The sequence below is a fragment of the Microbacterium sp. NPDC076768 genome (assembly GCF_040687205.1).
In the GTDB taxonomy this organism is placed as follows: domain Bacteria; phylum Actinomycetota; class Actinomycetes; order Actinomycetales; family Microbacteriaceae; genus Microbacterium.
The window spans coordinates 188,418-213,087 of sequence record NZ_JBFBMU010000001.1 but is presented as its reverse complement, the minus strand read 5'-3'; the positions used below and the strand labels follow the sequence as shown (position 1 = coordinate 213,087).

Sequence of the window (24,670 nt, the reverse complement as noted above, 5' to 3'; positions counted from 1 at the left end):
TCTGTCGCTTGAAACTGATTTTGGCGACAGAAAGTGCGACGGGAGCAAGGGTGGGGCTGGGGAAGGGGGGAAGGGGGGAAGGGGGCTGGGGGAGGGGAGAGGCGGGGAAGGGAAGGGGATCTGGCGGGAGAGGAAAGGGGGTGGCAGAATGATGGGTGGCGTGCCCGAGTCGCATCTTCCCCGACGCCGGCTCTGAACGAGCGGCGGGTCGAAGGACCGCCGGGCCCCTGGACAGCGTCCGCCGCGCCCGTTCATTCGAGGAGCACTATGTCGACGCCTGAAGCCGCGGTTGCCACCGCACCCGAGCGCACCGCTCACCGCCGCCACTACCTGATGTGCAAACCAGAGCACTTCACGGTCAACTACTCCATCAACCCGTGGATGGAGCCATCACGGCCCACCGATACAGCCAACGCCGTTGCGCAGTGGCAGAAGCTGCACGACCTGTACATCGAACTCGGCCACACCGTCGAACTCATCGAGCCGCTCGCCGGCTACCCCGACATGGTCTACACGGCCAACGGCGGCTTCCTGATCGATGGACGCGCCTACGTGCCGGAGTTCCGCTTCGTTCAGCGCCAGGGCGAATCACCCGCCTTCGCTGACTGGTTCCGCGCCGCGGGCTATGACACCGTCATGCCGGAAGAAGTCAACGAGGGCGAAGGAGACTTCCTGCTCGTGGGTGACGTGATCTTGGCCGGTACCGGATTCCGTTCCACCGGCGACAGCCACCGCGAGGTCGGCGAGGTCTTCGGACGCGACGTGGTTTCTCTCAATCTGGTTGACCCGCGTTTCTACCACCTCGACACGGCAATCGCCGTGCTCGATCCGGTGCAGGGAACAGAGAATGGCGGCCCAGAGCGCGCCAACATTGCGTACCTCCCCGGTGCTTTTGATGACGCCAGCCGTGCGATTCTCGAAGAGCGCTTCCCCGACGCGATCCTCGTTTCGGACGAAGACGGATCCGTGTTTGGTTTGAACTCCGCGAGCGACGGATGCAACGTGATCATCTCGCCGCGCGCCAAGGGCTTCGAAAAGCAGCTGCGTGAGCGCGGCTACAACCCGATCACCGTCGATCTGTCTGAACTGTTGCTCGGCGGCGGCGGGATCAAGTGCTGCACGCTTGAACTGCGAGGTGCGAAATGACCCTTCGACAAGCTCAGGGACCGGGGGACGCTTCGACAGGCTCAGCGACCGAGGTGGGCTCAGCGACCGAGGTGGGCTCAGCGACCGAGGTGGGCTCAGCGACCGAGGTGGGCTCAGCGACCGAGGTGGGCTCAGCGACCGAGGCGGGCTCAGCGACCGAGGTGGGCTCAGCGGAGCCGCACGTGGCGCACAACTACCACCCGCTGCCCGTCAACATCGCTCGCGCGGAGGGGGCATGGGTGACGGATGTCGAAGGCAAGCGCTACCTCGATCTGCTCGCCGCTTACTCGGCCGTGAACTTCGGTCACCTGCATCCGGCGCTCGTTGCCTCGGTGACCGAGCAGCTCGGTCGAGTCACTCTCGTCAGCCGCGCGTTCCAGAGCGACCGGCTGGAGCCGTTCGCTGCCGCGCTCGCCGAGATGGCGGGCAAAGACCTCGTCTTGCCGATGAACACTGGCGCCGAAGCCGTAGAGACCGGCATCAAGGTCGCCCGCGCTTGGGGATACCGGGTCAAGGGGATCCAAGAGGGCAAGGCGCGCATCATCGTCGCCGCCGGGAACTTCCACGGCCGGACGACCACGATCGTCAGCTTCAGCGACGACGAGTCGGCGCGCGATGATTTCGGCCCGTACACCCCGGGGTTCGACGTGGTTCCGTTTGGCGATGCGGAAGCGATCGCTGCGGCGATCACTGACGACACCGCTGCCGTCCTCGTCGAGCCGATCCAGGGCGAAGCCGGCGTCGTCATCCCGCCGGAGGGCTACCTCCGACGCATCCGCGAGATCTGCGACGAGAAGAACGTGCTCTTCATCGCCGATGAGATTCAGGCGGGACTGGGGCGCGTCGGCGAGACGTTCGCGTGTGACCGTGAGGGCGTCGTGCCCGACCTGTACCTGCTGGGTAAGGCCCTTGGTGGCGGGATTCTCGCGCTGTCGGCTGTTGTGGGAAACACCGATGTGCTGGGAGTCATTCGCCCGGGCGAGCACGGCTCGACCTTCGGCGGCAATCCGCTCGCCGCGGCTGTCGGGCTTCGTGTCGTCGAGATGCTGCAAACGGGCGAGTTCCAAGAACGCGCCCGTGCACTCGGAGAGCACTTGGAAAAGGCCCTGGAACCGCTTATCGGTAACGGCGTCACCGCGGTGCGGCGAGCCGGCCTGTGGGCCGGAGTCGACATCGACCCCGCCAGGGGAACCGGACGCGAGATCGCGGAGAAGCTCCTCGCTCGCGGAGTGCTGGTGAAAGATACCCACGGCCAGACCGTGCGCATCGCACCACCGCTCGTCATCCGCGCGACAGAGCTTGACTGGGCGGTAGAACAGCTCAAACTCGCGCTGAGCTAAAGCGTCGAGCGCGAGGACACAACACAGGGCAACACCACCGCAAGGGGAGTGCCGTGGTCTGGGGGAGGACTACGGCTGGCGGTGGTGTTGCCCTGCGCTCACGCTCAGGCCGGTGGGGAGTCCGGGTCGAGCGTTTTCAGCGTGTCTTCCTCGGTGGAGGTGTCTGCATCGAGCTGATCCTCGGTGTGTTCGTGGCCTCCCAGCGAGGACCGGTGGCCCTGACCAGCGTCGCCCTGAATGGCGCCACCGGTGGACTCACCGCGGGAGCTGTCGCCCTGGATCGCGCCGCCGGTGCCGTCGCCCTGACCGGCGTCTTCGTCTGGCACGCCGACTCCTGGCGCGCCTTCAGCGGGGTCCTGCGGGTGAGGGGTGCGTTCCGTGTTGTCGTCCATGACCACGAAGGTACGGGTGTGATGCCGTGACGTGCAGGGCATTGACAAAGCGCCCGGAAGGGTTCACCCTTCGTCGTCGCGCTTCTTCGCTGTGCGGATCGGGGTTGTCACCGAAGCTTCGTCGCTGAACTCGATCGGATCCACCTCAACAACGTCGAGCGGTCGTGTCTCATCGAGGGTCAGCAAGAATCGCCGGTTGTCGTCGCGATGAAGGCGTCCGGATGTCGTCACCCAGATGATGCCGATCGCACACGCCACCAGGCCAGCGGTGCCACCGAGCATGATCGCCGTACGCGGCCCGAACGTATCGGCCACCCACCCGGCGATAGGGGCGCCGATGGGGGTGGAGCCCATGATCACCGCCATGTAGAGAGCGAGCACGCGGCCGCGAACTGCCGGATCTGTGGTGATCTGCACGTAGCCGTTGGCGGTGGTGAGGAGGGTCACAATCATGAAACCGGTGAAGGTCAGCGTGACGGCATAGGTTCCGTAGCTCGGCATTGCCGCCGACAGGAACGCGGCGATTCCGAACCCGCCAGCGGCGAGAATAACCACCCGCACGCGCGCCCTATCCCGGCGCGCTGCCAGCAAAGCTCCGATGAGGGAACCGATGGCGAGCACGGAGCTGAGCACTCCATAGCCGTCAGCTCCCTGGCCGAATTCGAGGGCCATCGTCGAGGCGAAGATCGGGAAGTTCATCCCAAACGCCCCGATCAGGAACACGATGACGAACACGACACGGAGGTCTCCACGTCCCCACACGTAGCGGAATCCCGCGGCCAGCCCGCCACGGCTGCGGTTCTTCACCCGCGGTGCCAACAAGCTTCGCCGCATCATCAGTAGTGCCAAAAGCATCGCGAGGAAGGTGGCGGCATTGACGATAAACACCCAACCTGACCCGATCGCGACGATCAGAAGTCCGCCCACCGCTGGCCCCACCATACGCGCGAGGTTGAACGAGGCGGAGTTGAGAGCGACGGCGTTGGAGGTGTCGCCTGTCGAAACCATATCGGAGACGAATGCCTGCCGCGCTGGCGCATCGAAAGCGTTGACGATGCCGAACGCCAGGGCAAAACCGAACATCATCGGCAACGTCATCAGGCCGTTGAGTAGCAGGACACCCACCGCGATAGCGAGAGCGAGCAGGGCCGATTGGGTGGCGAACAGGATGTGACGTCGGTCGAAGCGGTCGGCCACCCAACCGGTGAGGCTGACGAGCACCAGAGGCGGTCCGAACTGCAGAGCCATGGTGACGCCCATCGCGGTCGCGTCGTTGTCGGTCAGCTCTGTCAGCACCACCCAGTCTTGGGCGGTCGCCTGCATCCACCCGCCAATGTTGGAGACGAGGGCACCGGCGAACCAGATGCGGTAGTTGATGTTCGCGAACGAACGGAACATCGCGCTCATCGCTCCACCGCCCTGCGCATAAGCGCACTGGCTTCGCGTAGCGTCGCAAGCTCGGTCTCGGTGTAATCGACCTCGCGCAACATGTCGGCCAGCAGCTGGTCTCGTCGCAGAATCGTCTCCACGACGATGGCGATGCCCTCATCGGTGATATCGACCTGTACGCGGCGGCGATCGTCTTCGTCTGGCGTGCGCAGGACGAATCCCTGCTCTTCCAGGCCGTTGATCGTGCTGGTCATCGAAGGCGCGGCGACTCGTTCGCGCTCGGCGAGCATAGAGACGGTGCGGCGGCCGTTCATGCGCAGCTCGGCAAGCACCGCCAGCTGCGCATCGCTCATGGTGTCGGCGGCGCGTGCGCATCGAAGACGGCGAGCCAGCCGGAAAGTGGCCATGCGAAGGTCTGTGGCGGTGAGGTGAAGGGATTCATCAGACGCAGACATTACTTAGATAGCCTATCTAATTTTTCAGGCACTGGGCAGAATAGAGAGGTGACCCGATCGATCGCTCTGGAAATTGCCGTGCAGGACCCCGCTGGAGTGCGGATCGCCGCAGAAGTGGGTGCCGCACGCGTCGAGTTAGCGTCGGCGCTAGCCCTCGGCGGGCTCACACCTTCGCCAGCGACGCTCGAGCTCGCCATCGAGGCGGCGGGAGCCCAGGGACCAGAGGTGCACGTGTTGATCCGGCCGCGCGCTGGGGGGTTCCACTACAGCGACGATGAACTCCTGGTCGCGGAGCGCGATGTTCGTCATGCCGTAGCGGCTGGCGCTTCAGGCGTTGTTATCGGAGCGCTCGATGCCAGGGGACACCTCGACCTGTTCGCGATGGCCCGCCTGCGCGATGCCGCAAGCGGGGCGTGCGTGACATTGCATCGCGCGATTGATGTGACCGAAGATCCGGTGGCAACACTGCGAAGCGCCCGCGAGCTGGGGCTTCGCCGCATTCTCACCTCTGGTGGCGCGTCTACCGCCATCGATGGTGTCGATACCCTGCGCGCTCTGGTGGCAGAGGCACAGGGGGAGATCGAAATTATGGCGGGCAGCGGGGTCGACGCGGCGAGCGCGCCGGTGCTCGCTGAGACGGGCGTTGATGCCATCCATTTCTCGGCTAAGCGGACGCTGACTGATAGCGGAAGTGTGCGCATGGGGTCGGCATCCGACGGCGTCGGAGGGTACGAAGTCACTGACCGCGAGATTGCCGTCGCCATCCGAGACGCTGTGGCCAGGTAGCCGCCCGCGGGGTGTGCTCGATAGGCTCGCTCCGTGATGGATACTCGCGAGTTCACCGATGCCGATGGCATCGACATCGTTTATGACGTCCATCGCGCCGGGGGCACGCCCCGCGGCGTGGTGCAACTGTTGCACGGCGTGGGTGAGCATGCCGGCAGGTACGGCGCGCTGATTTCTGTGCTCACTGCCGCTGGCTTCACTGTCTACGCCGACGACCATCGCGGCCACGGTCGCACCGGCATCCGTCAGCATGGGGGGCCAGAGCGGCTTGGCCGGCTCGGCAAGGGTGGGCTTCGCGCCGCCACCGCTGCAGTGTGGCAGTTGACCGGCATCATCCGGGAAGAGAATCCTGGTCTGCCGCTTGTGCTTCTCGGGCACTCCTGGGGGTCGTTCCTGGCGCAGATCTTGGTGAACGATCACCCGGACGCATGGGACGCCGTGATTCTGTCGGGCTCTGCGCTGCGGATGCCAGGTTCCCTGAACGCGGCGCCGTTGAATGCGCGGTGGGCTGGTCCAGATGCGAGCGGGCTTGAATGGCTGAGCCGCAATCCCGAGGTGTGGGCCGAGTTCGAGGCAGATCCGCTCACCACCGACGTTCCGCTGGTCAAGCTCTTCGGTCCTGTCGAAACGCTGAAGCTTCTCGGGCGCCCGGCAAAAGACCTCGGACACGACATCCCCCTGCTGCTGCTCGTCGGGCGGGATGACTCGGTGGGCGGGCCACGCAGCGTGCACAAGCTTGCCGATGAATACCGCAGCCGTTCCGGGCTTACCGACGTCACGACGCTGGTGTATCCGGATGCACGTCACGAGATTTTCAACGAGTTGCAGAAAGACGAAGTCTTCGCCGATGTGCTGGCGTGGCTCGATCGGCGTATCGCCGCACGCTGAGGTTTCTCCCTGATCGGAACCCGCGCGCCTTAAGCTGGAAGCGTGCACGGTGAATACAAGGTTCCAGGCGGAAAGCTCGTCGTTGTTGACCTCGAAATCGAAGACGACCGAATCTCGCGCTTCCGGCTCGCTGGTGACTTTTTTCTTGAGCCTGACTCGGCACTCGACGACATCAACGCGGCGGTCAACGGTCTTCCCGTTGAGTCTGATGCTTCCGCCATCGCTGCGGCAGTGCGTGGCGCGTTGCCGCAGGATGCGCAGCTTCTCGGTTTCACCCCAGAGGCAGTCGGCACCGTGGTGCGCCGTGCCCTCGTGACCGCGCCAGGTTGGGGTGACTTCGACTGGGAGATTCTGCACGAGAAAGCCGTCTCTCCGCGCATGAATTTGGCGCTCGATGAGGTCCTCACAGCGCGTGTGGGGGAGGGGCGCCGCGGCCCCACCCTGCGTATTTGGGAGTGGGATGAGTCGGCCGTCGTGATCGGGTCGTTCCAGTCCTACCGCAACGAGGTCGACCCTGAAGGAGCGGCTAAGCACGGCTTCGATGTTGTTCGCCGTATCTCCGGCGGTGGCGCGATGCTCATGGCCGCGGGGCAGATCATCACCTACTCGCTCTATGTGCCCGCATCGCTGGTTGCCGGCATGACATTTGCAGATTCTTACGCGTTCCTCGACGACTGGGTGCTGCAGGCATTGCGATCGCTGGGCATCGATGCGGTCTACCAGCCACTCAACGACATCGCGAGCCCCACAGGCAAGATCGGCGGTGCGGCGCAGAAGCGTCTCGCCAACGGGGGAGTGTTGCATCACGCCACCCTGTCGTATGACATCGACGGACAGATGATGACCGAGGTGCTGCGTATCGGGCGCGAAAAGCTGAGTGACAAGGGCACGACATCTGCGGCAAAGCGCGTCGACCCGTTGCGCAGTCAGACCGGACTCGAGCGCGCGGAGATCATCGAGCGGTTCAAGGGCACTTTCCACGCCTTGACGGGGGCCGAGGTCGGATCGATCTCGGCAGAAGAGTACGCAGCTGCCGAAGCTCTGGTGGAGTCGAAGTTCGCCACCGAGGCGTGGCTGCATCGGGTACCGTGACCGCCCCCGTTGCGCAGGGTGCCGTCACGATCATCGAGGGAGAAAACCTCGCCGTCGCAGCGACTCTGCCGTCGGCGTCGTTCACCCTGGTGTACCTCGATCCGCCGTTCAACACGGGCCGTGCGCAGGAGCGGCAGGTGGTTACCGCTCGGCGCACGTTCACAACTCAGGAAGAACCGGTGGTTACGGGGCCGGAGGCCCCCGAAACCACCGGTTCCACCCCGGTTTTCCTGAATTGTGAACCGGGGGTGGCCGAGACCGACCCCGCCGATACTGAGGTGCGGCACGGGTTTCACGGGCATGCGTACGAGCGGGTCCGCGGAATGCTGCGTACCTACGACGACCGTTTCGACGACTACGGGGCGTTTTTGATGCCGCGGCTGGAAGAAGCCTGGCGACTTCTGGCCGACAACGGCACTCTGTACCTGCATTTGGACTACCGCGAGGCGCACTATGCGAAGGTCATGCTTGATGCTGTCTTCGGGCGGGACTGTTTTCTCAACGAGCTGATCTGGGCCTACGACTACGGCGCCAAATCGCGAAGCAGATGGCCCACGAAGCACGACACGATTCTGGTTTATGTGAAGAATCCGCGGGCGTACGTCTTCAACTCCGACGACGTGGATCGAGAGCCGTACATGGCACCTGGACTTGTCACCGCCGAGAAAGCTGCCAGGGGAAAGCTGCCCACCGACGTTTGGTGGCACACGATTGTTCCCACGGCAGGGCGGGAAAAGACGGGGTACCCCACGCAGAAGCCCGAGGGGATTCTGCGTCGTATCGTCACGGCATCAAGTCGTCCAGGCGACAGGGTGCTCGATCTCTTCGCTGGCAGTGGCACCACCGGTGCCGTGGCTTCTGCGCTCGGCCGCGATGCTGTTCTGGTCGACAATAACCCCGAGGCCGTCAGAGTAATGAAGCAGCGCATACCCCACGCGGTGAAAGTGCCGGCGGAAGACTGAATGCGCCTACGAGTCGAAACCCAACCCCACGGCGTCCAGGGTCTTTAAGAACAGGTTGCGCTTTCCTTCGTGATGATCGGCCCTGTCCATCGCGGCGCGCACGAGGTTGACGCCGATGGATGCAGCAGGCTCCGGAGGAAACGGAAGCGGTCGTTCGCGCACCATCCGCAAAGACGTGCGCTCTGTTTCTGCTCCGGAGAGCTTGTCGAGCATCACGTCGGCGGCGAAGCGTGCGGCGCCGACGCCCAGCCCTGTGAATCCGGTCGCATAGGCCACTCGTCCCTTTCTGGCCGTTCCGAAGAACGCACAGAAGCGGCTGGAAGAGTCGATCGCCCCTGCCCAGCGGTGGGTGAAGCGCAGTCCCGCTAGCTGCGGAAACGTCGTGAAGAAGTGGGAGGCGAGCGTGCGGTGGCTCTCGATGCGGTCTTCGTACTTCGGGCGCACTTTGCCCCCGAAGTGGTAGATCGCGTCGTATCCACCGAACAGGATGCGGTTGTCGCTGGTGAGGCGGTAGTAGTGAAACTGGTTGGCGCTGTCCGCAAGGCCCTGCCGGTGTGACCAGCCAATTGAGGCGAGCTGATCGGCGGAGAGTGGCTCGGTCATCAGAACGTAGTCGTAGACGGGCACGGTCATGAGGCGATTCCGTCTGAGGAGCGAGGGGAAAACGTTGGTGGCCAGCGCTGCGGCGTCTGCGACCACCTGCCCCCGCGCGGTCCGCACCGAGACCAGGGGAGCATCAGCGTCCTCGATTGCGCGCACCAGGCTGTGCTCATAGATCTCGACCCCGAGGTCTGTGGCTACGCGGGCCAGCTCGAAGCAGAGCTTCGCCGGATGCACCATGGCGCATCCGTCACGATCCCACTCGCCCGCCAGAAACGTGGAGGAGTGGACTTCTGCCTGCACGGCTTCGCGATCGAGGTAGTGCGGCGAGTCGCGGTACCACTCGGCCTGGTGTGGTTCGACGGCGACGGCAAGCTGGCCTGTGCGTTCGAAGTCCGCATCCATGCCGTACCGATTGATTGTTTCCGCAATGCCGTCGAGGTTTGCGCGGCCCATCTCTTCCAGCCGATCAACTTCTTCTGGCCATCTGTTCAGCCCGTTCTCGTAGCCGTGGGTGAGGCTTGATTCGCAAAATCCACCGTTGCGGCCAGAAGCGGCCCACGCGATTCGAGAGGCTTCAAGCACAACGACGTGGCGGTCGGGATCGCGTTCTTTGGCGCGTACCGCTGTCCACAGGCCGGCGTATCCGCCGCCGACGATGACGAGGTCGGCTCTTATCGTCCGCGTGAGCTGCGGATATGCGGGTCTGTCGATCTCGTCCAACCAAAAAACACCCAACGCTGTGCCGCGAAGCGAGTCTTCGACGACTCTTTCGGCCGGGCGCTGACGCTCAAAAACTGTAGTGCCCATGTTCACTCCGATGTGCGCATCTCGATCTGCCGATATTGTCACTCAAAATCGGATCTAGCAACCAATTCGGTTGCAGAGTCTTGTTCACGCTTCGAATTTCATGCCCACAGGCGTGTCGGCACTGCGGGGGTGAGGTAGCGCCGAGGCGTGTGGTGAGCGAGGCACAGCCCCGGCATCACAGGATGTGGCATGCTGGGCGGGCATTAGCGCACGAGATCGGATTCAAGGGAGAAGATGTCCAGACCACTCGCCGGACCGCAGGGCCTGCTTCGCTCCCTTAACGGCCGCGCAATTCTGGAGGCTCTTGCCCGCGACGGAGCGCAGACTCGAGCGGAGCTGATGGTGAGCACAGGCCTCTCCCGCACCGCCGTCACGCAGGTGCTGCGGATGCTGGAGCACGCAGGAGCGGTTGCCGCCGATGGCGTTGACCATGACACCCGGGGGCCAGCGGCCGCGCGGGTGGGGTTGCACCCCCGTCTGGGGTTCGCCGCCGCGGTGCACATCGACCATCGCGCAGCACATGTAGTTCTCGTCGATGCCAGCGGAACGGTGCGTGCAGAGCAGCACGCAGAGTTTGCGGCGGAAGACGACCGGGTCGATCACATCGTCGAGCTGGTGGATCAGTGCCGCAACCTCGCGCAGGTCGCTGAGGGTGCCGTGCAATTTGTTGTCGTCGCTGCGCCAGGAATCGTCACGGCAGACGGCGGAGTTCGTGACGATTTCGGCCCGGACGGTGGCAGGTTCAGGGCGGCGTTGGCCGCGGCGTTGGACTGCCCTGTGCGGATCGAGAATGACGTCAATCTTGCCGCTCTCGCCGAGCTCACCAGCGGTGTCGGCCGTGATCTCTCTAGCTTCGCCTTGCTGATGCTCGACGAAGGACTCGGTGCGGGCATCGTGATCGACGGCAAGCTGCACCGCGGCTTCTCCGGAGTCGCTGGCGAGGTGATGTACCTGCCGCAGACGCCGATTCCCATCGGGGCGCCGCTCGTGGGTGACACCGTTGTCGGTGACCTGGCGCTGGGCGTCGGCCGCGATTCGCATGCGTCCCTCGGGGAGCATTTGGAGGCGGCGAGCAACGGAGAAGAATCAGCGCAAGAAATTGTCGCCGAGATCGGTCGACGCATCGTTCTCGTGGCTGGCACGATGGGCCTGATCCTTGATCCAGAAGCATTCATCCTCAGCGGCAAAGCTGCTCATCCTGCTCTGATGGATGCGATCGAGACCGTCGCCGCCGGTTACGCAGAACAGCTTCCGTTGCGCTTCTACGCCTCTGTCTTTGGCCCAGAGGCTCCGCTCGTCGGCGCAACGGGTGAGGCCGTAGCAGGTCTCCGAGACGCGTTGTTTACACGCCTCCTCACCCCGGCCACCAAGTCTGGGCGCTGAAGAATCGCCTGTTTATTCGCTGTTTGCACCAGACAGGACCCCCGCGATGACCGCACTCTCTGACCTGAACGAGCGGCTCGGCTTCGCCCCCGAGACCAGGGCAATCATCCTCAACGCCGATGACTTCGGCATGTGCCATGCGGCTAATTCGGCTATTACCGACCTGTTGGCGGCCGGTCGTATCGACTCCACGACGGTCATGGTCCCGTGCGCCTGGTCACCCGAGGCTCTTGCCTTTGCGGCAGGCAACGCTGGCCTCGACGTCGGTGTGCACCTGGTGCTTACGAGCGAGTGGAGCCGCTACCGCTGGCGTCCGCTCACAGGCGGGGCCACCAGCTTGGTCGACGGTGCAGGGTTTTTTCCTTCCGACGTTCTTGTCGTAGAGCAGCGGGCGACGCTCGACGATGTGGCGGCGGAACTTGCCGCCCAACTGCGGGCCGCTCTCGACGCTGGAGTCGATGTGACTCACCTCGATAACCACATGGGCTCGGTATACGGACTCGCGACCGGTCGGGACTTTCTGCGCCCTGTGCTGGAGCTCGCGGCTCGGCATGGTCTTCCGTTTCGGCTCCCGCGCACCGTCAACGGGGCAGCGGAAGGGGCAGCCATGCAGGAGAAGCTCGACGAAGCCGTGATCGCGGCAGATGCGCTCGGGGTCGAGATCATTGACCGGCTGTGGTCGCATCCCTTCGAGCTGCAGGCGGAGGGCACGCAAGACGAAGAGACGTATGAGCAGGTGCGCGATGGTTTCATCGCCCTCCTCCGCCAGGTTCCCGCCGGGGTGACGGAGATATACCTGCATCCGATGGTCGACGACGATGAGCTCAGAGCCGCCGTCGATTTCGGAGCGAAGAAACGTGGATACGAGTTGCGTCTGCTCGCAGACCCCGCCGTGTTGCAGGCGATCGATGACGAATCATTGGTCCGCATCGGATGGCGAAGCCTCCGCGATCTGCAGCGGTCGCCTCGAACATGACCTCCCTGCGAGATCGTCTGCGGGATCGGCGTATGAACGCCGCTCCCACCCGCCAGCAGACGATCGCTTTCGGGGCATCTGGATTCCCCGCTCAGCTGCTGACACAGACGTTCTCTGCGTTTGTCGTTTACTTCTACGTCGCCCAGCTTGCGGTGCCCGCCGCATGGGTGGCCGGAGCGATGATCGCGCACGGCATTCTCAACGCGGTGTTGAACCCGATCGTCGGCACGCTGTCTGACCGGATTCGTACCCCGTGGGGTCGACGGGTGCCGTGGATCGGTGTCGGCATTGTTCCGCTCGTGGTGGCGTTCGCGCTGGTGTGGATGCCGCCGGAGCTGCCGGCGGCTGGGCTCATCGTGTGGTTCCTTCTCGTCGTGGCGGTGTACGACGTGGCCTTCGTGGTTGTGGTACTCAACATCTCTGCCCTGTTCCCCGAGATCTTCCGCACCACAGACGAACGAGCAAGAGGCAATACTCCGCGCCAGATTTTCGCCATTCTGGGCATGGTCCTTGGCACCGCAGGCGCTCCGGTTCTCTACAGCACCATCGGGTGGGCGGCGATGGCCGTCGTGCTGTCCGCCGTGTGCCTGGTGCTGTTCGTCTGGTCGCTCTTGGGCGGAATGATCGAGCGCCCGGCTCCCGCAGAGGAGCCAAAAGCGATGCCTTGGCGCGACCAGCTGCGGTACACGTTCCGTAACAGGGCTTTCGTGCCCTACGTGATCGGATCGCTCTTCGTGCAGACGGCGATCGCGGTGATTCTGGCGGCGATTCCGTTTTACGTGCGGTACTCCCTGAACTCCGCAGAAGGAAACAGCAGCCTGCTGCTCGGCGCGATTTTCGTCACCGCTATCCCTTCGATTGTGTTGTGGAGTACCGTCGTTCGCCACACCTCGCCGCGCACAGCAGTGCTGTGGAGCGTTGCCGTGTTCGGGGTTGCCGTGCTCGGCTACCTCGCACCAAGCACTGTGCTCGGTGCAGTGCTTGTCGGCGTGGGGGTCGGTGTGGGCGTCGGCGGACTGCTGCAGCTCCTCGAAGTGATGCTCGGGCAGATCATCGACGACGACGCGATGCGCACAGGTCACCGACGCGAAGGGGCCTACTTCGGAGTCAACGGCTTTGTGGTTCGTGGCTCTGTGGTCTTGCAGGCGCTCGTCGCTGCCGCTGTGCTGACGTCATCCGGTTTTGATGCCACGCTCGCAGACGCGCAACCGGAAGGCGTCGACAGTGGTATCCGCATCATGCTGGCCGTCATCCCGCTAGCGTTCTCGGCACTCGCCTGGATCTGTTTTTGGCTCTACCCCATCCGCTCGCGCGACGTCTGACCGCTTAGAGCGACGCTTTTCGCGCTTCCCAGCCGGTGCGCACCATGTCGTCGACCGTGTAACGCATCGCCCAATCGAGGTCACGCGCTGCCAACTCGCCTGTTGCGACGATGCGGTCGGGGTCGCCTGCTCGGCGCGGCCCGATCTCGGGGGTGAAGTCGATGCCGGTCACGCGAGCAACGGCATCCATGATCTGCTTGACGCTGAGACCGTCGCCAGAGCCGAGGTTGTAGGCGGGCTCGATGGAGCGGCCATCGGCGAGACGCTGAGCGGCGGCGACGTGCGCGGCCGCGATGTCGCCCACGTGCACGTAATCTCGCACATTGGTGCCATCTTCGGTGTTGTAGTCGTCGCCGAAGATCTTCGGGGTTTTGCCAGCGAGCAGAGCCTCGAACACGATCGGGAATAGGTTGTGCGGGCTGACGTCGTACACAGTGCGATCAGCGGATCCCACCACGTTGAAGTACCGCAGCGAGGTGTGCCGCAGCGGTCGCTCCGAGTCTGCGGTGGCGACAGCTTGATCGCGCAGCAGCCACTCGCCGATGAGCTTCGACTCGCCATACGGGCTGGCGGGCTTTTTGGCGGTGTCTTCGACGACGAGAGCGACATCGGGAGTGCCAAACACTGCAGCAGACGAAGAGAAGACGATGTTGGATACGCCTGCGGCCTCCATCGCTTCGAGGATGACTCTGGTGCCTTCGACGTTCTGCGCGTAGGTGTGTAGGGGGCGCGAGACCGAAACGCCAGCGTACTTGTAGCCGGCGACGTGGATTACACCTTCGGCGTTGTGTTCGCGGAGCGTCTGTTCCACAAGTTCACGGTCGAGGATGCTGCCGCGCACGAACGGCACGCCGGCGGGCGCGAACGACGAAACACCGCTGGACAGGTCATCGAGGATGACCGGGGTGAGGCCCGCATCCGCGAGAGCGCGCACCACATGGGCACCGATATAGCCGGCGCCGCCGGTCACGATCCAAGACATTGATTTCCTCTCCTGCCGCGGAGTCGTCACGGCTCGATCGATCATTTTCTCAGGCGTCGCGCTGTGGACCTGCGGATGGGATGACAGTGAAGAGCATTGGTGCGTCGAATCCGGCGGCGGCGAAGGCCGTATTGATGGCGTCAGAAACGGTGTCGACGTCATCGTGCTCGACGAGGGCGATCGCCGCGCCGCCGAAGCCACCGCCGGTCATCCGCGCACCGAGAGCACCGGTGGCTAGGGCGGTTTCTACCGCAGTATCAAGCTCGGGAGTCGAGATCTCAAAGTCATCGCGCATCGAGGTGTGTGAGGCGACGAGAAGGTCGCCGACGGCACGCACACCCTTGTCGCGCAGCACCTGCACGGTGTCGAGTACGCGCTGATTCTCGGTAACGATGTGGCGCATGCGACGGAAGGTCACCTCGTCCATCAGCTCCTGCGCGCGCGGCAGATCGGCGACAGTAACGTCGCGCAGCATCGGGACGCCCATCAGCGAAGCGGCGAGTTCGCACGACGCTCGGCGTTCGCGGTAGCCGCCAGTGGAGTGCGCGTGTTTAACGCGTGTGTCGATCACCAGAATCTCAAGCCCCGCTTCAGCAACCCCCAGCGGCACAGCCTGTGTCTCTAGCGTGCGGCAGTCGAGAAAGATGGCGGTGTCTGGCTCTCCGAGCATCGAGGCCATTTGGTCCATGATTCCGGTGGGCGCGCCCACAGCTTCGTTCTCCGCACGGCGCCCGACGCGGGCGAGCGCAGTGCCATCGAGTGCGGTGTTCCACAGCTCATTCAGGGCAGAGGCAGTGGCGCCTTCGATCGCGGCGGACGAGGAGAGACCTGCTCCCACCGGCACGTCAGAGGCGATGGCGATGTCGACGCCCGTGTGCGGCAGCGAGCCGGGGGCCGCTTCCCTCAACGCCCACGCAACGCCCAGCGGATATGCAGCCCACTCCGGCACACCCTCCTGCCCCGCCCGTCCGCTAGGTCCCTGAGCTCCCTGAGGTCCCTGAGCCTGTCGAGGTCCCTGAGCTTGTCGAAGGGCCGGCCCGCCACGAGGTCCCTGAGCCTGTCGAGGTCCCTGAGCCTGTCGAGGTCCCTGAGCCTGTCGAAGGGCCGGAAACAACTCCCCCAACTCCTCAAGTCCGACCTCAACCACGCCCTCCGCAAAGGTCGAGGCGACGCGGATCCGCCCGTCGTCACGGCGACCGACGGCGGCGAATGTGCGCTGGGGGATGGCGAAGGGCAGCACGAAACCATCGTTGTAGTCGGTGTGCTCGCCGATGAGGTTCACTCGTCCAGGTGCCGACCACACGCCTTCAGGGTCGTTCCCTACGAGTTCGACGAACAGCGTGCGGGCGGCATCGTGTGCGGTGGTCATGCGGGTGCTCCATCGTCGTTCGGGTGCTGTGATGTGCGCGCGATAGCTTCGCGGAGGCGTTGGGCGCCGAGCTCCGGCGGTACCTCGGCGGCCCAGGCCCACATGGCAGCTTCAGACCCAGCCAAGAACTTCAGTTTGTCGGCCGCACGGCGGGGGCTTGTCAGCTGCAGATGTAGGCGCACGGTGTCGCGCCCCACGTGCACTGGTGCTTGATGCCAGGCCGCGATGTACGGGGTGGGAGTGTCGTAGAGAGCGTCGACGCCGCGGAGGAGTCGCAGGTAGAGCGGTGCAAGCTCGTCGCGTTCTTCCTTCGTCGTCTCGGCGAGGTCGGGCACGTGGCGGTGTGGCATGAGGTGTACTTCCAGAGGCCAACGTGCGGCGAAGGGCACGAAAGCCGTCCAGTGCTCGCCGCGAAAGACGACGCGTTCCGACTCCTGCTCCGACTCGAGGATGCGCTGGAACAGGTCGGGTGCCGTGCGGTCGATCGACTCCAACACCCGAGTGGTTCGTGGAGTGACGTACGGGTACGCGTAGATCTGGCCGTGGGGGTGGGGCAGAGTGACCCCAATCGCTTCGCCGCGGTTCTCAAACGGGAAGATCTGCTCGATGCCAGGCAGGCGCGAGATGGCTGCGGTGCGGTCTGCCCACGCTTCGATCACCGTGCGCGCGCGGGATACGGACTGTGTGCCAAATGACCCTGAGTGCTCAGGGCTGAAGCAGACGACTTCGCATCGACCGACAGAGGTACGGGTGCGTCCGAGTCCAAGGGCGGCAAGATCATCGAGCCCGCGCGGTGCGTTCGGTGCCTGCGGGGCAGCGCCTGTGGCTTCCGCGAGCGCGGGACCGAAGGCGGGGGAGCGGTTCTCGAACACCGCAACGTCGTAGAGCGACGGCACCTCAGACGGGTTTCCTGGTGTCTGCGGGGCGAGGGGATCGGCGTCGGCGCCTGGCATCATCACGCGATTCTGCCGGTTGGCGGCGACCGTGATCCAGTCGCCGGAGAGTACATCCAGCCGCATAGTTGCCGTGTCTGGGCGTGCGTCGAGCGTGCGGGTATCTGCCGCGCGTTCTGCACCGAGGGTGCTATCCGCGTCGTCGTAGTAGATCAGGTCGCGGCCGTCGGCGAGGGTGGTGGCGCGTCGGACGATTCCGGCTCCGAGCGTCTCTGTTCGCAACTCAGGAAGACTGTGCATGTTCACGTCAACATGCTAGGTGTAGGCGCGTGGTAACGTCAACATTCCTGAGATAAATTCGGGGTGCGAAGTAGGGGAGACGGGTAGGTATGACTGAAGCTGACCGTTCTGCTGCCGATATGCGCGGTCGCACGCACTCTGGACGGGTGTCGATGGCGATGGTTGCGGCCAGCGCCGGAGTCTCTGGACAGACTGTGTCGCGCGTGGTCAACGAGAGTCCGCGCGTCGATCCCGCGACCCGCGCTCGCGTCGAGGCGGCGATGGCAGAGCTCGGTTATAGACCACACCGTGCCGCCAGGGCGCTGCGCACCGGACGGTCGCAGACCATCGGTCTGGTCTTCACGACGCTCGCCACCGTCGGCAACTCGCGAATGTTGCAGGCCACGGCCGAAGCCGCAGCGGAACGCGGGTACGCTCTCACCCTTGTGACGGCGAGCGATGGGGTCGCCGAGTCGTTCGAGAAGCTGTCGTTGCAAGAAGTCGATGGGGCCATCGTCTTGAATGAAGCGTCTGCGCTGATGGCTGACGCGCAACCGCCGAGCGGCCTGCGCCTTGTGGTGGTCGACGCGCCGACGGGGGTGGGGTTCGCCTCGGTGCATAGCGATCATGCGGGTGGCGCGGCCAGCGCTACCCGATATCTTCTTTCACTCGGTCACAAGACGGTGCACCATCTTGCCGGTCCGGCGTCTTCGTTCGCTGCGGCTGAGCGCGAGCGCGGGTGGCGAGAGGCGCTGAACGCGGCGGGTGTGGATGTGCCAGCGCCCGCTCGCGGCGACTGGGGTGCTGCCTCGGGATTCAGCGCCGGGCGTGCATTGAGTTCCGCATCTGCGGTGTTCTGTGCGAACGACCAGATGGCGCTGGGGTTGGTCAGGGCGCTGGCTGAGCGGGGGCGCCGCGTGCCGGAAGATGTCAGCGTCGTTGGTTTTGATGATGTGCCTGACGCGGCCAACTATCGCCCGCCGCTGACCACGATTCATCAGGACTTTGCCGCACTCGCTCACCGGGCGGTGAGCGTTTTGGTCGATGCGATCGAGGGTGCTGCGTCCACAGAGCGGCCAGAGGTTGTTCCGACGGCGCTTGTCATACGCGCGAGCGCTACTGCCGTCTTGCGCTGAAGTGGCGTGAATTCTTCGCCGCCGGCAATCGATCGGGATTGATCGGTTGCGGTCGGCGGGTGTCCCATGGCATGATCTGGGAAAGCGCTTTCCTGCTCACGTATGGAAACAGCGCAAATGGCTTCCCCACGACAGAACGGAACTCCATGGCACAGGCGAACACCCGCGAAATCGGGATCATCATGAACGGCGTCTCTGGGCGCATGGGCTACCGCCAGCACCTGGTGCGCTCTATCCTCGCGATCCGCGACGAGGGCGGCATCGAGCTCCCAGACGGATCGCGCATCACAGTGAAGCCGATGCTGGTCGGGCGTAGCGAAGCGAAGCTCGCTGAGCTCGCCGCAAAGCACGGAATCGAAGACTGGACCACAGATCTCGATGCCGCGCTGGCCGACCCGCAGTGGGAGATCTACGCCGACTTCCTCGTCACGAAGGCGCGCGCGTCTGCGATTCGCAAGGCCATCGCCGCTGGCAAAGCGATCTACACCGAGAAGCCGACAGCGGAGTCGCTCGAAGAAGCGCTGGAGCTTGCCCGTCTCGCACAGCAGGCTGGCGTCAAGACGGGCGTGGTGCACGACAAGCTTTACTTGCCTGGCCTGCAGAAGCTCAAGCGCCTTATCGACTCCGGCTTCTTCGGTCGCATTCTCTCGGTGCGAGGAGAGTTCGGGTACTGGGTCTTTGAGGGTGACTGGCAGCCTGCACAGCGTCCGAGCTGGAACTACCGCACCGAAGACGGCGGCGGCATCATCACCGACATGTTCCCGCACTGGAACTATGTGCTCGAAAACCTCTTCGGCGAGGTCAAAAGCGTGTACGCCCAGGCGGCAGTGCACATCCCCGACCGTTGGGACGAAAACGGCGAGCACTACACGGCCACTGCCGAAGATGCCGCATACGGCATCTTCGAGATCGAGGGTGGCGTGATCGCAGAGATCAACTCTTCATGGACCGTGCGCGTGAACCGCGATGAACTCGTCGAATTCCAGGTTGATGGCACCCACGGGTCTGCGGTCGTGGGGCTGTTCGGAGCCAAGATTCAGCCGCGAAACGCGACTCCGAAGCCGGTGTGGAATCCGGATCTCGAAGACACCCGCGACTACGACGCCGATTGGCAGAACGTGCCGACCAACGAGATCTTCCTCAATGGTTTCCGTCAGCAGTGGGAGGAATACCTCGTCTCGTATGTTGATGGCACCGAGTATCCGTTCGACCTGCTCGCCGGCGCTCGTGGTGTGCAGTTCGCGGAGGCCGGGCTGACCTCTAGTGCCGAGGGGCGCAAGGTCGCGCTGTCGCAGCTGGCTCTGGACTGATCCGGGTATGAGCACTCTCAGACTGCTGGATGCGACCGGAAAAACTACCGTTGTCGCCCTGAACGACTCGGGGGCATATACGCGGCCGCTCGCGCCGCTGCGAAGCCGCGTTGCATACGCGGCGGCGCATGTTGTGCCGAAGACGTATGCCGACAACACGCCGGGCCAACCGGCCGACATCGACTGGGATGCCACGTTGGCGTTTCGACGCAACGTCTACTCGTGGGGACTCGGTGTTGCTGACGCGATGGACACAGCGCAGCGCAACATGGGGCTCGACGCTGCGGCCACTCGCGAGCTCATCACCCGCACCGCCGAGGTAGCGCGTGACGCTGGCGGCTCTGTGGTGGTCGGTGTCAACACCGATCACGTCGAGGAGGCACACATCTCGCTCGAGCAGGTGATCTCCGCGTATCTGGAGCAACTGCACTTTACGGAAGAGCAGGGCGCAGGCCCCGTCTTGATGGCGTCGCGCCATCTCGCCCGCGTCGCAACAAGTGCAGAGGACTACCGGCGCGTGTACCGCGAGGTGCTATCGCGCGCGACGGTGCCGGTGGTTTTGCACTGGCTCGGCACAGCGTTTGACCCGGAGCTTGCAGGCTACTTCGGTGCCGAAGACTGGCAGACCGCATCCGAAGTTCTGCTGCAGATCATCGCGGAGAACCCGGACAAGGTGGCCGGCGTCAAAATGAGCCTGCTGAACGCCGAATCGGAGATCTCCGTGCGCGAGCGTCTCCCTCAAGGTGTGCGGATGTTCACCGGCGACGACTTCAACTACGTGGAGCTGATTGGTGGGGCCCTTCGACAAGCTCAGGGGGCTCGGGCGCGAGGGTACTCGGATGCGCTGTTGGGGGCATTCGCGGCGATCACGCCGGTGGCTTCCGCCGCTATTCAGGCTCTCGACGCGGGTGACGCGGAGCGGTACCAGCGCATCCTTGGACCGACCGAAGAGTTGAGCCGTCAGGTGTTCGCCGCGCCGACTTTTTACTACAAGACGGGCGTTGCCTTCCTGGCTTGGCTGAACGGGCATCAGCCCGCGTTCCAGATGGTGGGGGGTCTTCATTCAGCGCGGAGCCTGCCGCACCTCAGCAGGATTGTGGAGCTGGCGAATACCTCGCTCGCCCTTGAGCAACCCGACCTCGCCCGCGAGCGCTGGCACGGGATGCTTCGCGTGAACGGAGTGGACGTATGAGCATCATCACGCCAGATCCGCGACTGTCGATAAACCAAGCGACGATCAAACACGCCGACCTCGCCACCGCCCTTCGCGTGACAGCAGAAGCCGGTGTACAGGCGATTGGCCTCTGGCGCGAACCGGTGAATGAGGTCGGACTCGACGTCGCTGCACAGATGCTGACTGATTCGGGGCTCCGCTTCACGACGCACTGCCGCGGAGGGTTTTTCACACTCCCGGCTGGGGCGGCACGAGATGCGGCGCTCGACGACAACCGTCGGGCGATCGAAGAGACCGCGACACTGGCGGCTGCCGGGGCCCAGGGCTCAACTGCCGTGCTGGTGCTCGTCGCTGGCGGCCTGCCAGAAGGGTCACGCGACCTCATCGGTGCGCGCGAGCGAGTGCGAGACGCGATCGGTGTCTTGGCGCCGGAGGCGAAGGCGGCTGGGGTGACGCTCGCGATTGAGCCGCTGCATCCGATGTTCGCGTCTGATCGAGCAGTGGTTTCCACACTCGGCCAAGCCCTCGACATTGCGGCCGACTTTGAGCCTGCCGTGGTTGGCGCTGCAGTGGATACGTTCCACATTTGGTGGGATCCGCAGGTGTTGGAGCAGATCGCGCGCGCCGGCAGAGAGGGGCGCATCTCCACCTATCAGGTGTGCGATTGGAAGACGCCACTTCCGACCGACGTGCTGCTGTCGCGGCACTACACCGGCGAGGGGATCGTCGATTTCGAATCGCTCACGCGTGCCGTCATCGCCACCGGGTACGACCGCGATATCGAGGTCGAGATATTCAACGCCGACGTCTGGGCAGATGCCCCAGAGCACGTCGTGCGGCGCACGGCCGAGACTTTCGCTGCCGCTGTTTCGCCTCACCTCGGCGCATAGCGAACCGCGCTCGCGCGCCACCTGTCGGGAGAATATACGGATGTCGGGCCAAATGCCCGGCATAGGCCCGAACCCGGGCGTTCTCCCGACAGGTGCACCGACACAAAGGTTGAAAGGATGACGGCATGACTCATATTCGCCCTGGACTGTGTTCGGTGACTTTTCGCACACTCGCGCCTGAACAGGTGATTGAGCTCGCGGTGGGTGCGGGCCTTGAGGCGATCGAGTGGGGCGGAGACGTACACGTGCCTGCGGGCGACGCCGCCAAGGCATCAGCCGTTGCCCGTGCCACGGCTGATGCCGGATTGGCGGTTGCCTCCTACGGGTCGTACTTTCGGGCGGGTTCCGACGAGTCCCTAACGCCGGTGCTCGACAGCGCAGAGGCCCTCGGTGCCGATCGGGTGCGCATCTGGGCCGGGAATGTTGGATCGGAAGCGGCACACGAAGAGGAGCGAAGCGCCGTGGTCGCCAGGCTCCGGTCTGCGGCGGAAGAAGCCGAGCGTCGCGGCATCAAGCTCGCGCTCGAGTTTCACTCCGGAACCCTCGCAGACACCGCTCCGAGTACCCTCAAACTTCTCGCTGAGGTCGGCAGCCCCGCACTTTCGACCTACTGGCAGCCGACCGTCGCCGCCTCCGTTGACGTGGTGCTTGAGGAATACCGGGCGCTGGCTGCGCACACCACCGCTGCCCACATCTTCTCGTGGTGGCCGACGCAAGAAAGACTCCCGCTGCGCTCGCGGCATTCGCTGTGGACGAGATTCTTCGCCGAGGTGCGGTCCGCCGCGACCGCGCCGCGCGATGCGTTGCTGGAATTCGTGCCGGGTGATGATCCTACGATTCTCGCGAGCGAGGCACGCGCCCTGCGTGAGTACATTGCGGGCTCCGCGTGACATTCACTCGGGAAGTAGGCTCAGAAGCATGACAAACTCCGCTTTGCCCGCGGATCAACAAGCGTCGGCGCGCGCACCGCGCCACGCACGAGGACCCGCTCCCACTCTCCACGATGTGGCGCGCGAGGCCGGCGTCTCGCTGGCGACCGCGTCTCGTGCTCTCAATGGCTCTGAGCGTAAGGTCGCTGAGTCATTCCGCGAGCGCGTAGAAGCGGCAGCCGAGAAGCTCGGGTACACCGCCAACGTGTCGGCGCAGGCCACAGCCCGGGGCACTTCCCCGGTGATCGCCCTCCTTGTCGCCGACATTGCCGACCCCTACTTCGGGCAGATCGCGTCGGGGGTCGCGCGCGGTGCAGACGAAGACGGTCTGGTGGTGACTATCGCCATCACCGAGCGCGATCAGGCCCGTGAGGCACGGATCGTGCGTGCGCTGCGAGGACAACGGCCGCGCGGCCTGATTCTGGCAGCCTCCCGCACCCAAGGCACCATCGAAACTGACACCGCTCACGAGCTTGCCGAATTCTCTCGTCTCGGCGGCACTGTCGTGGCCTTCGGTCCGGATGCAGATATCGAACGTCGCGTGGAAATCGATAACCATGCAGGGGCAGAAGCGCTCGGTAAGCGCATGGCCGACCTGGGGTACCGCTCGGCCATTGTGCTCGGCGCCTCCCAGGGAGTGCGCACCTCCGACGACCGCGTGGCCGGTTTCCACTCCGGCTTCGAGGGCGCAGAAGGAAACATCGTGAGCGTGCGTCGCGGAGACTTCAGGCGCGAATCCGGCGCGGCCGAGATGACGGCTGCGCTCGCCGAAGGGGTGCCTCCTGGCACGCTGATCTTCGCCATCAGCGATGTTGTCGCCATCGGCGCCATGGCGGCGATCCGCGAATCCGGCCGTGAAGTCGGCGCTGATATCGCGGTCTGCGGTTTTGACGATGTGCCCGCCGCCATCGATGTCACTCCGGCGTTGACGACCGTGCGCGTGCCCCTCAGTGAGGCGGGGTACCAAGCATTCCGGGCGACCGTCGACACCGCCTGGGTGCAACCCCCGCTGCCGCTCGAAGTAGTGGTGCGCGCAAGCACCCCGGTGCTCGCCCCATGACCAGAGTGGTGCTGGCCCCCGACAGTTTCAAAGGCACCATTAGTGCTGCAGATGCTGCCAAGGCGCTCGCCGAAGGCTGGGCCACGGTCGACCAGACAGTCGAATTCGTGCACCGGCCCATGGCAGATGGCGGAGAGGGCACTGTCGCCGCTTTTGCGGCCGCCGTACCGGGTGCACGGCGAATGCCGGTGACGGTAGAGGGTCCTGCCGGGGAGGCCGTCGACACTTCCTGGTTGCTGCTGCCGCCGACACCGGATGCCCCTGCGGGAACCGCCGTCATCGATCTCGCTTCCACGTCTGGCATTGAGATGCTGAAGGAGTTGCGCCCCTGGGATGCCGACACCACCGGCCTCGGGCAGGCGATGGTGGCCGCGCTCGACCATGGCGTCTCGCGACTTGTTGTCGGTATCGGCTCCAGCGCGTCGACCGATGGAGGCACCGGGATGCTCACAGCCCTCGGTGCACGCTTCTTCGATGCCGCAGGGCTGCCGGTTGCTCGGGGTGCTCGAGGTCTGGAAGACATCGTCGCCGTCGACCTCACAGAGTTGCGCCGAGCTCCCGATGTGCGGGTGCTCACAGACGTCACCAACCCGCTTATTGGCGTGCGGGGAGCTACCGCCGTGTTCGGTCCGCAAAAAGGGCTCGACTCTGCAGCCGAGATAGCGCGCATCGATGACGCTCTGCGCAATCTTGCGGAGCTTCTCGATATCGATCCAGCCACGCCTGGCACCGGAGCCGCAGGGGGAACGGGTGCCGCGCTCGTGGTGTGGGGCGGGGTGCTCTCGCCAGGAGCCGCGGAGGTGGCGACGCTCATCGGCGCGTCAGAGGCGATCGCCGGCGCCGACGTTGTTGTGACCGGAGAAGGATCCTACGACGGACAATCTGGCGACGGAAAGGTGCCGTCTTTTCTGGCCTCGATCGCGTCGCGTCACCGGGTGCCCGCTGTGCTGGCTGCCGGACGCATCACCGCAGATGCCGATACGGCGCTATTCGCGCACTCCGTCTCGCTCACCGATCTCGCAGGGTCGTCAGAGGCAGCGCTTGCAGAGCCAGGGCGGTGGTTGCGGGATGCCGGTGCCGCGCTCGCCCGCGCCACCGCATCCTGAA

General features: G+C 64.6%; 23 protein-coding genes. 16 read left to right on the top strand and 7 right to left on the bottom strand.

The features are described from left to right. Positions 1-267: 267 nt before the first annotated feature. Complete coding sequence (gene ddaH, locus AB0O87_RS01130) at positions 268-1,146, top strand: dimethylargininase (RefSeq protein WP_363510885.1); 879 nt, start codon at positions 268-270, stop codon at positions 1,144-1,146. Then, entirely contained in the window at positions 1,143-2,486 is a 1,344-nt protein-coding gene (gene rocD / locus AB0O87_RS01125; RefSeq protein ID WP_363510882.1) for an ornithine--oxo-acid transaminase, read from the top strand. Before ddaH ends, rocD begins: the two co-directional genes overlap by 4 nt. 104 nt (positions 2,487-2,590) lie before the next feature. Here rocD and AB0O87_RS01120 read toward each other — a convergent pair whose 3' ends face one another. The 3 genes from AB0O87_RS01120 to AB0O87_RS01110 form a co-directional block, all read right to left on the bottom strand. After that, on the bottom strand, positions 2,591-2,878 hold the full coding sequence (locus AB0O87_RS01120) for a hypothetical protein (RefSeq protein ID WP_363510879.1): 288 nt from the start codon (positions 2,876-2,878) through the stop codon (positions 2,591-2,593). A gap of 63 nt (positions 2,879-2,941) precedes the next feature. Continuing rightward, on the bottom strand, positions 2,942-4,276 hold the full coding sequence (locus AB0O87_RS01115) for an MFS transporter (protein WP_363512857.1): 1,335 nt from the start codon (positions 4,274-4,276) through the stop codon (positions 2,942-2,944). A 5-nt stretch (positions 4,277-4,281) separates the two neighbouring features. Then, positions 4,282-4,722, bottom strand: coding sequence for a MarR family transcriptional regulator (locus tag AB0O87_RS01110; protein WP_363510876.1), 441 nt, complete (start codon positions 4,720-4,722; stop codon positions 4,282-4,284). A gap of 48 nt (positions 4,723-4,770) precedes the next feature. On the opposite strand from AB0O87_RS01110, the gene AB0O87_RS01105 reads away from it, so the two are divergent. The 4 genes from AB0O87_RS01105 to AB0O87_RS01090 are packed head-to-tail and all read left to right on the top strand — an operon-like array spanning position 4,771 to position 8,450. Further along, positions 4,771-5,508, top strand: coding sequence for a copper homeostasis protein CutC (locus tag AB0O87_RS01105; protein WP_363510873.1), 738 nt, complete (start codon positions 4,771-4,773; stop codon positions 5,506-5,508). A gap of 36 nt (positions 5,509-5,544) precedes the next feature. Further along, positions 5,545-6,396 carry an alpha/beta hydrolase gene (locus AB0O87_RS01100; RefSeq protein WP_363512854.1) on the top strand — a complete coding sequence of 284 codons (852 nt, stop codon included), beginning with the start codon at positions 5,545-5,547 and terminating at the stop codon, positions 6,394-6,396. A gap of 42 nt (positions 6,397-6,438) precedes the next feature. Next, positions 6,439-7,488: a biotin/lipoate A/B protein ligase family protein gene (locus AB0O87_RS01095; protein WP_363510870.1), complete on the top strand. Its 1,050-nt coding sequence runs from the start codon at positions 6,439-6,441 to the stop codon at positions 7,486-7,488. Further along, positions 7,485-8,450 carry a site-specific DNA-methyltransferase gene (locus tag AB0O87_RS01090; RefSeq protein WP_363510867.1) on the top strand — a complete coding sequence of 322 codons (966 nt, stop codon included), beginning with the start codon at positions 7,485-7,487 and terminating at the stop codon, positions 8,448-8,450. The genes AB0O87_RS01095 and AB0O87_RS01090 overlap by 4 nt, the downstream gene beginning before the upstream one ends. A 6-nt stretch (positions 8,451-8,456) precedes the next feature. On the opposite strand, the gene AB0O87_RS01085 is transcribed toward AB0O87_RS01090, so the two are convergent. Further along, entirely contained in the window at positions 8,457-9,860 is a 1,404-nt protein-coding gene (locus tag AB0O87_RS01085) for an FAD-dependent oxidoreductase (protein ID WP_363510864.1), read from the bottom strand. Positions 9,861-10,094: 234 nt separating this feature from the next. On the opposite strand from AB0O87_RS01085, the gene AB0O87_RS01080 reads away from it, so the two are divergent. From AB0O87_RS01080 to AB0O87_RS01070, 3 genes are read left to right on the top strand one after another with little or no spacing between them, the layout of a single operon-like run. After that, the gene (locus AB0O87_RS01080; protein WP_363510861.1) at positions 10,095-11,243 is read left to right on the top strand and encodes an ROK family transcriptional regulator; all 1,149 of its coding nucleotides are present in this window, start codon (positions 10,095-10,097) and stop codon (positions 11,241-11,243) included. 46 nt (positions 11,244-11,289) lie between these two features. Beyond that, the gene (locus tag AB0O87_RS01075; protein WP_363510858.1) at positions 11,290-12,219 is read left to right on the top strand and encodes a polysaccharide deacetylase family protein; all 930 of its coding nucleotides are present in this window, start codon (positions 11,290-11,292) and stop codon (positions 12,217-12,219) included. 32 nt (positions 12,220-12,251) lie between these two features. Further along, on the top strand, positions 12,252-13,541 hold the full coding sequence (locus AB0O87_RS01070; protein WP_363510855.1) for an MFS transporter: 1,290 nt from the start codon (positions 12,252-12,254) through the stop codon (positions 13,539-13,541). A 4-nt stretch (positions 13,542-13,545) separates the two neighbouring features. Here AB0O87_RS01070 and galE read toward each other — a convergent pair whose 3' ends face one another. Genes galE through galT form a run of 3 tightly spaced genes read right to left on the bottom strand, consistent with a single transcriptional unit; the run spans position 13,546 to position 17,085 of the window. Further along, complete coding sequence (galE, locus tag AB0O87_RS01065; RefSeq protein ID WP_363510852.1) at positions 13,546-14,523, bottom strand: UDP-glucose 4-epimerase GalE; 978 nt, start codon at positions 14,521-14,523, stop codon at positions 13,546-13,548. A gap of 49 nt (positions 14,524-14,572) precedes the next feature. Continuing rightward, on the bottom strand, positions 14,573-15,892 hold the full coding sequence (gene galK / locus AB0O87_RS01060) for a galactokinase (protein WP_363510849.1): 1,320 nt from the start codon (positions 15,890-15,892) through the stop codon (positions 14,573-14,575). Beyond that, positions 15,889-17,085 (bottom strand): galactose-1-phosphate uridylyltransferase, encoded by a 1,197-nt coding sequence (gene galT, locus AB0O87_RS01055; RefSeq protein WP_363512851.1) that lies wholly within the window; start codon positions 17,083-17,085, stop codon positions 15,889-15,891. Before galT ends, galK begins: the two co-directional genes overlap by 4 nt. A 152-nt stretch (positions 17,086-17,237) precedes the next feature. Here galT and AB0O87_RS01050 point away from each other — a divergent pair, with 152 nt between their 5' ends. The 7 genes from AB0O87_RS01050 to AB0O87_RS01020 all read left to right on the top strand — a co-directional run bounded on the left by AB0O87_RS01050 (position 17,238) and on the right by AB0O87_RS01020 (position 24,669). Next, positions 17,238-18,200, top strand: a complete 963-nt coding sequence (locus AB0O87_RS01050; protein ID WP_363512848.1) for a LacI family DNA-binding transcriptional regulator — start codon at positions 17,238-17,240, stop codon at positions 18,198-18,200. 146 nt (positions 18,201-18,346) lie between these two features. Beyond that, positions 18,347-19,510, top strand: a complete 1,164-nt coding sequence (locus AB0O87_RS01045) for a Gfo/Idh/MocA family oxidoreductase (RefSeq protein ID WP_363510846.1) — start codon at positions 18,347-18,349, stop codon at positions 19,508-19,510. 7 nt (positions 19,511-19,517) lie between these two features. After that, entirely contained in the window at positions 19,518-20,702 is a 1,185-nt protein-coding gene (locus AB0O87_RS01040; RefSeq protein WP_363510844.1) for a dihydrodipicolinate synthase family protein, read from the top strand. Next, the gene (locus AB0O87_RS01035; RefSeq protein WP_363510841.1) at positions 20,699-21,574 is read left to right on the top strand and encodes a sugar phosphate isomerase/epimerase family protein; all 876 of its coding nucleotides are present in this window, start codon (positions 20,699-20,701) and stop codon (positions 21,572-21,574) included. Before AB0O87_RS01040 ends, AB0O87_RS01035 begins: the two co-directional genes overlap by 4 nt. A 125-nt stretch (positions 21,575-21,699) precedes the next feature. Continuing rightward, positions 21,700-22,464 (top strand): TIM barrel protein, encoded by a 765-nt coding sequence (locus tag AB0O87_RS01030; RefSeq protein WP_363510838.1) that lies wholly within the window; start codon positions 21,700-21,702, stop codon positions 22,462-22,464. A gap of 28 nt (positions 22,465-22,492) precedes the next feature. Then, positions 22,493-23,563 carry a LacI family DNA-binding transcriptional regulator gene (locus tag AB0O87_RS01025; protein WP_363510836.1) on the top strand — a complete coding sequence of 357 codons (1,071 nt, stop codon included), beginning with the start codon at positions 22,493-22,495 and terminating at the stop codon, positions 23,561-23,563. Next, positions 23,560-24,669, top strand: coding sequence for a glycerate kinase (locus AB0O87_RS01020; protein ID WP_363510833.1), 1,110 nt, complete (start codon positions 23,560-23,562; stop codon positions 24,667-24,669). Before AB0O87_RS01025 ends, AB0O87_RS01020 begins: the two co-directional genes overlap by 4 nt. The last annotated feature ends 1 nt before the right edge of the window (position 24,670 follow it).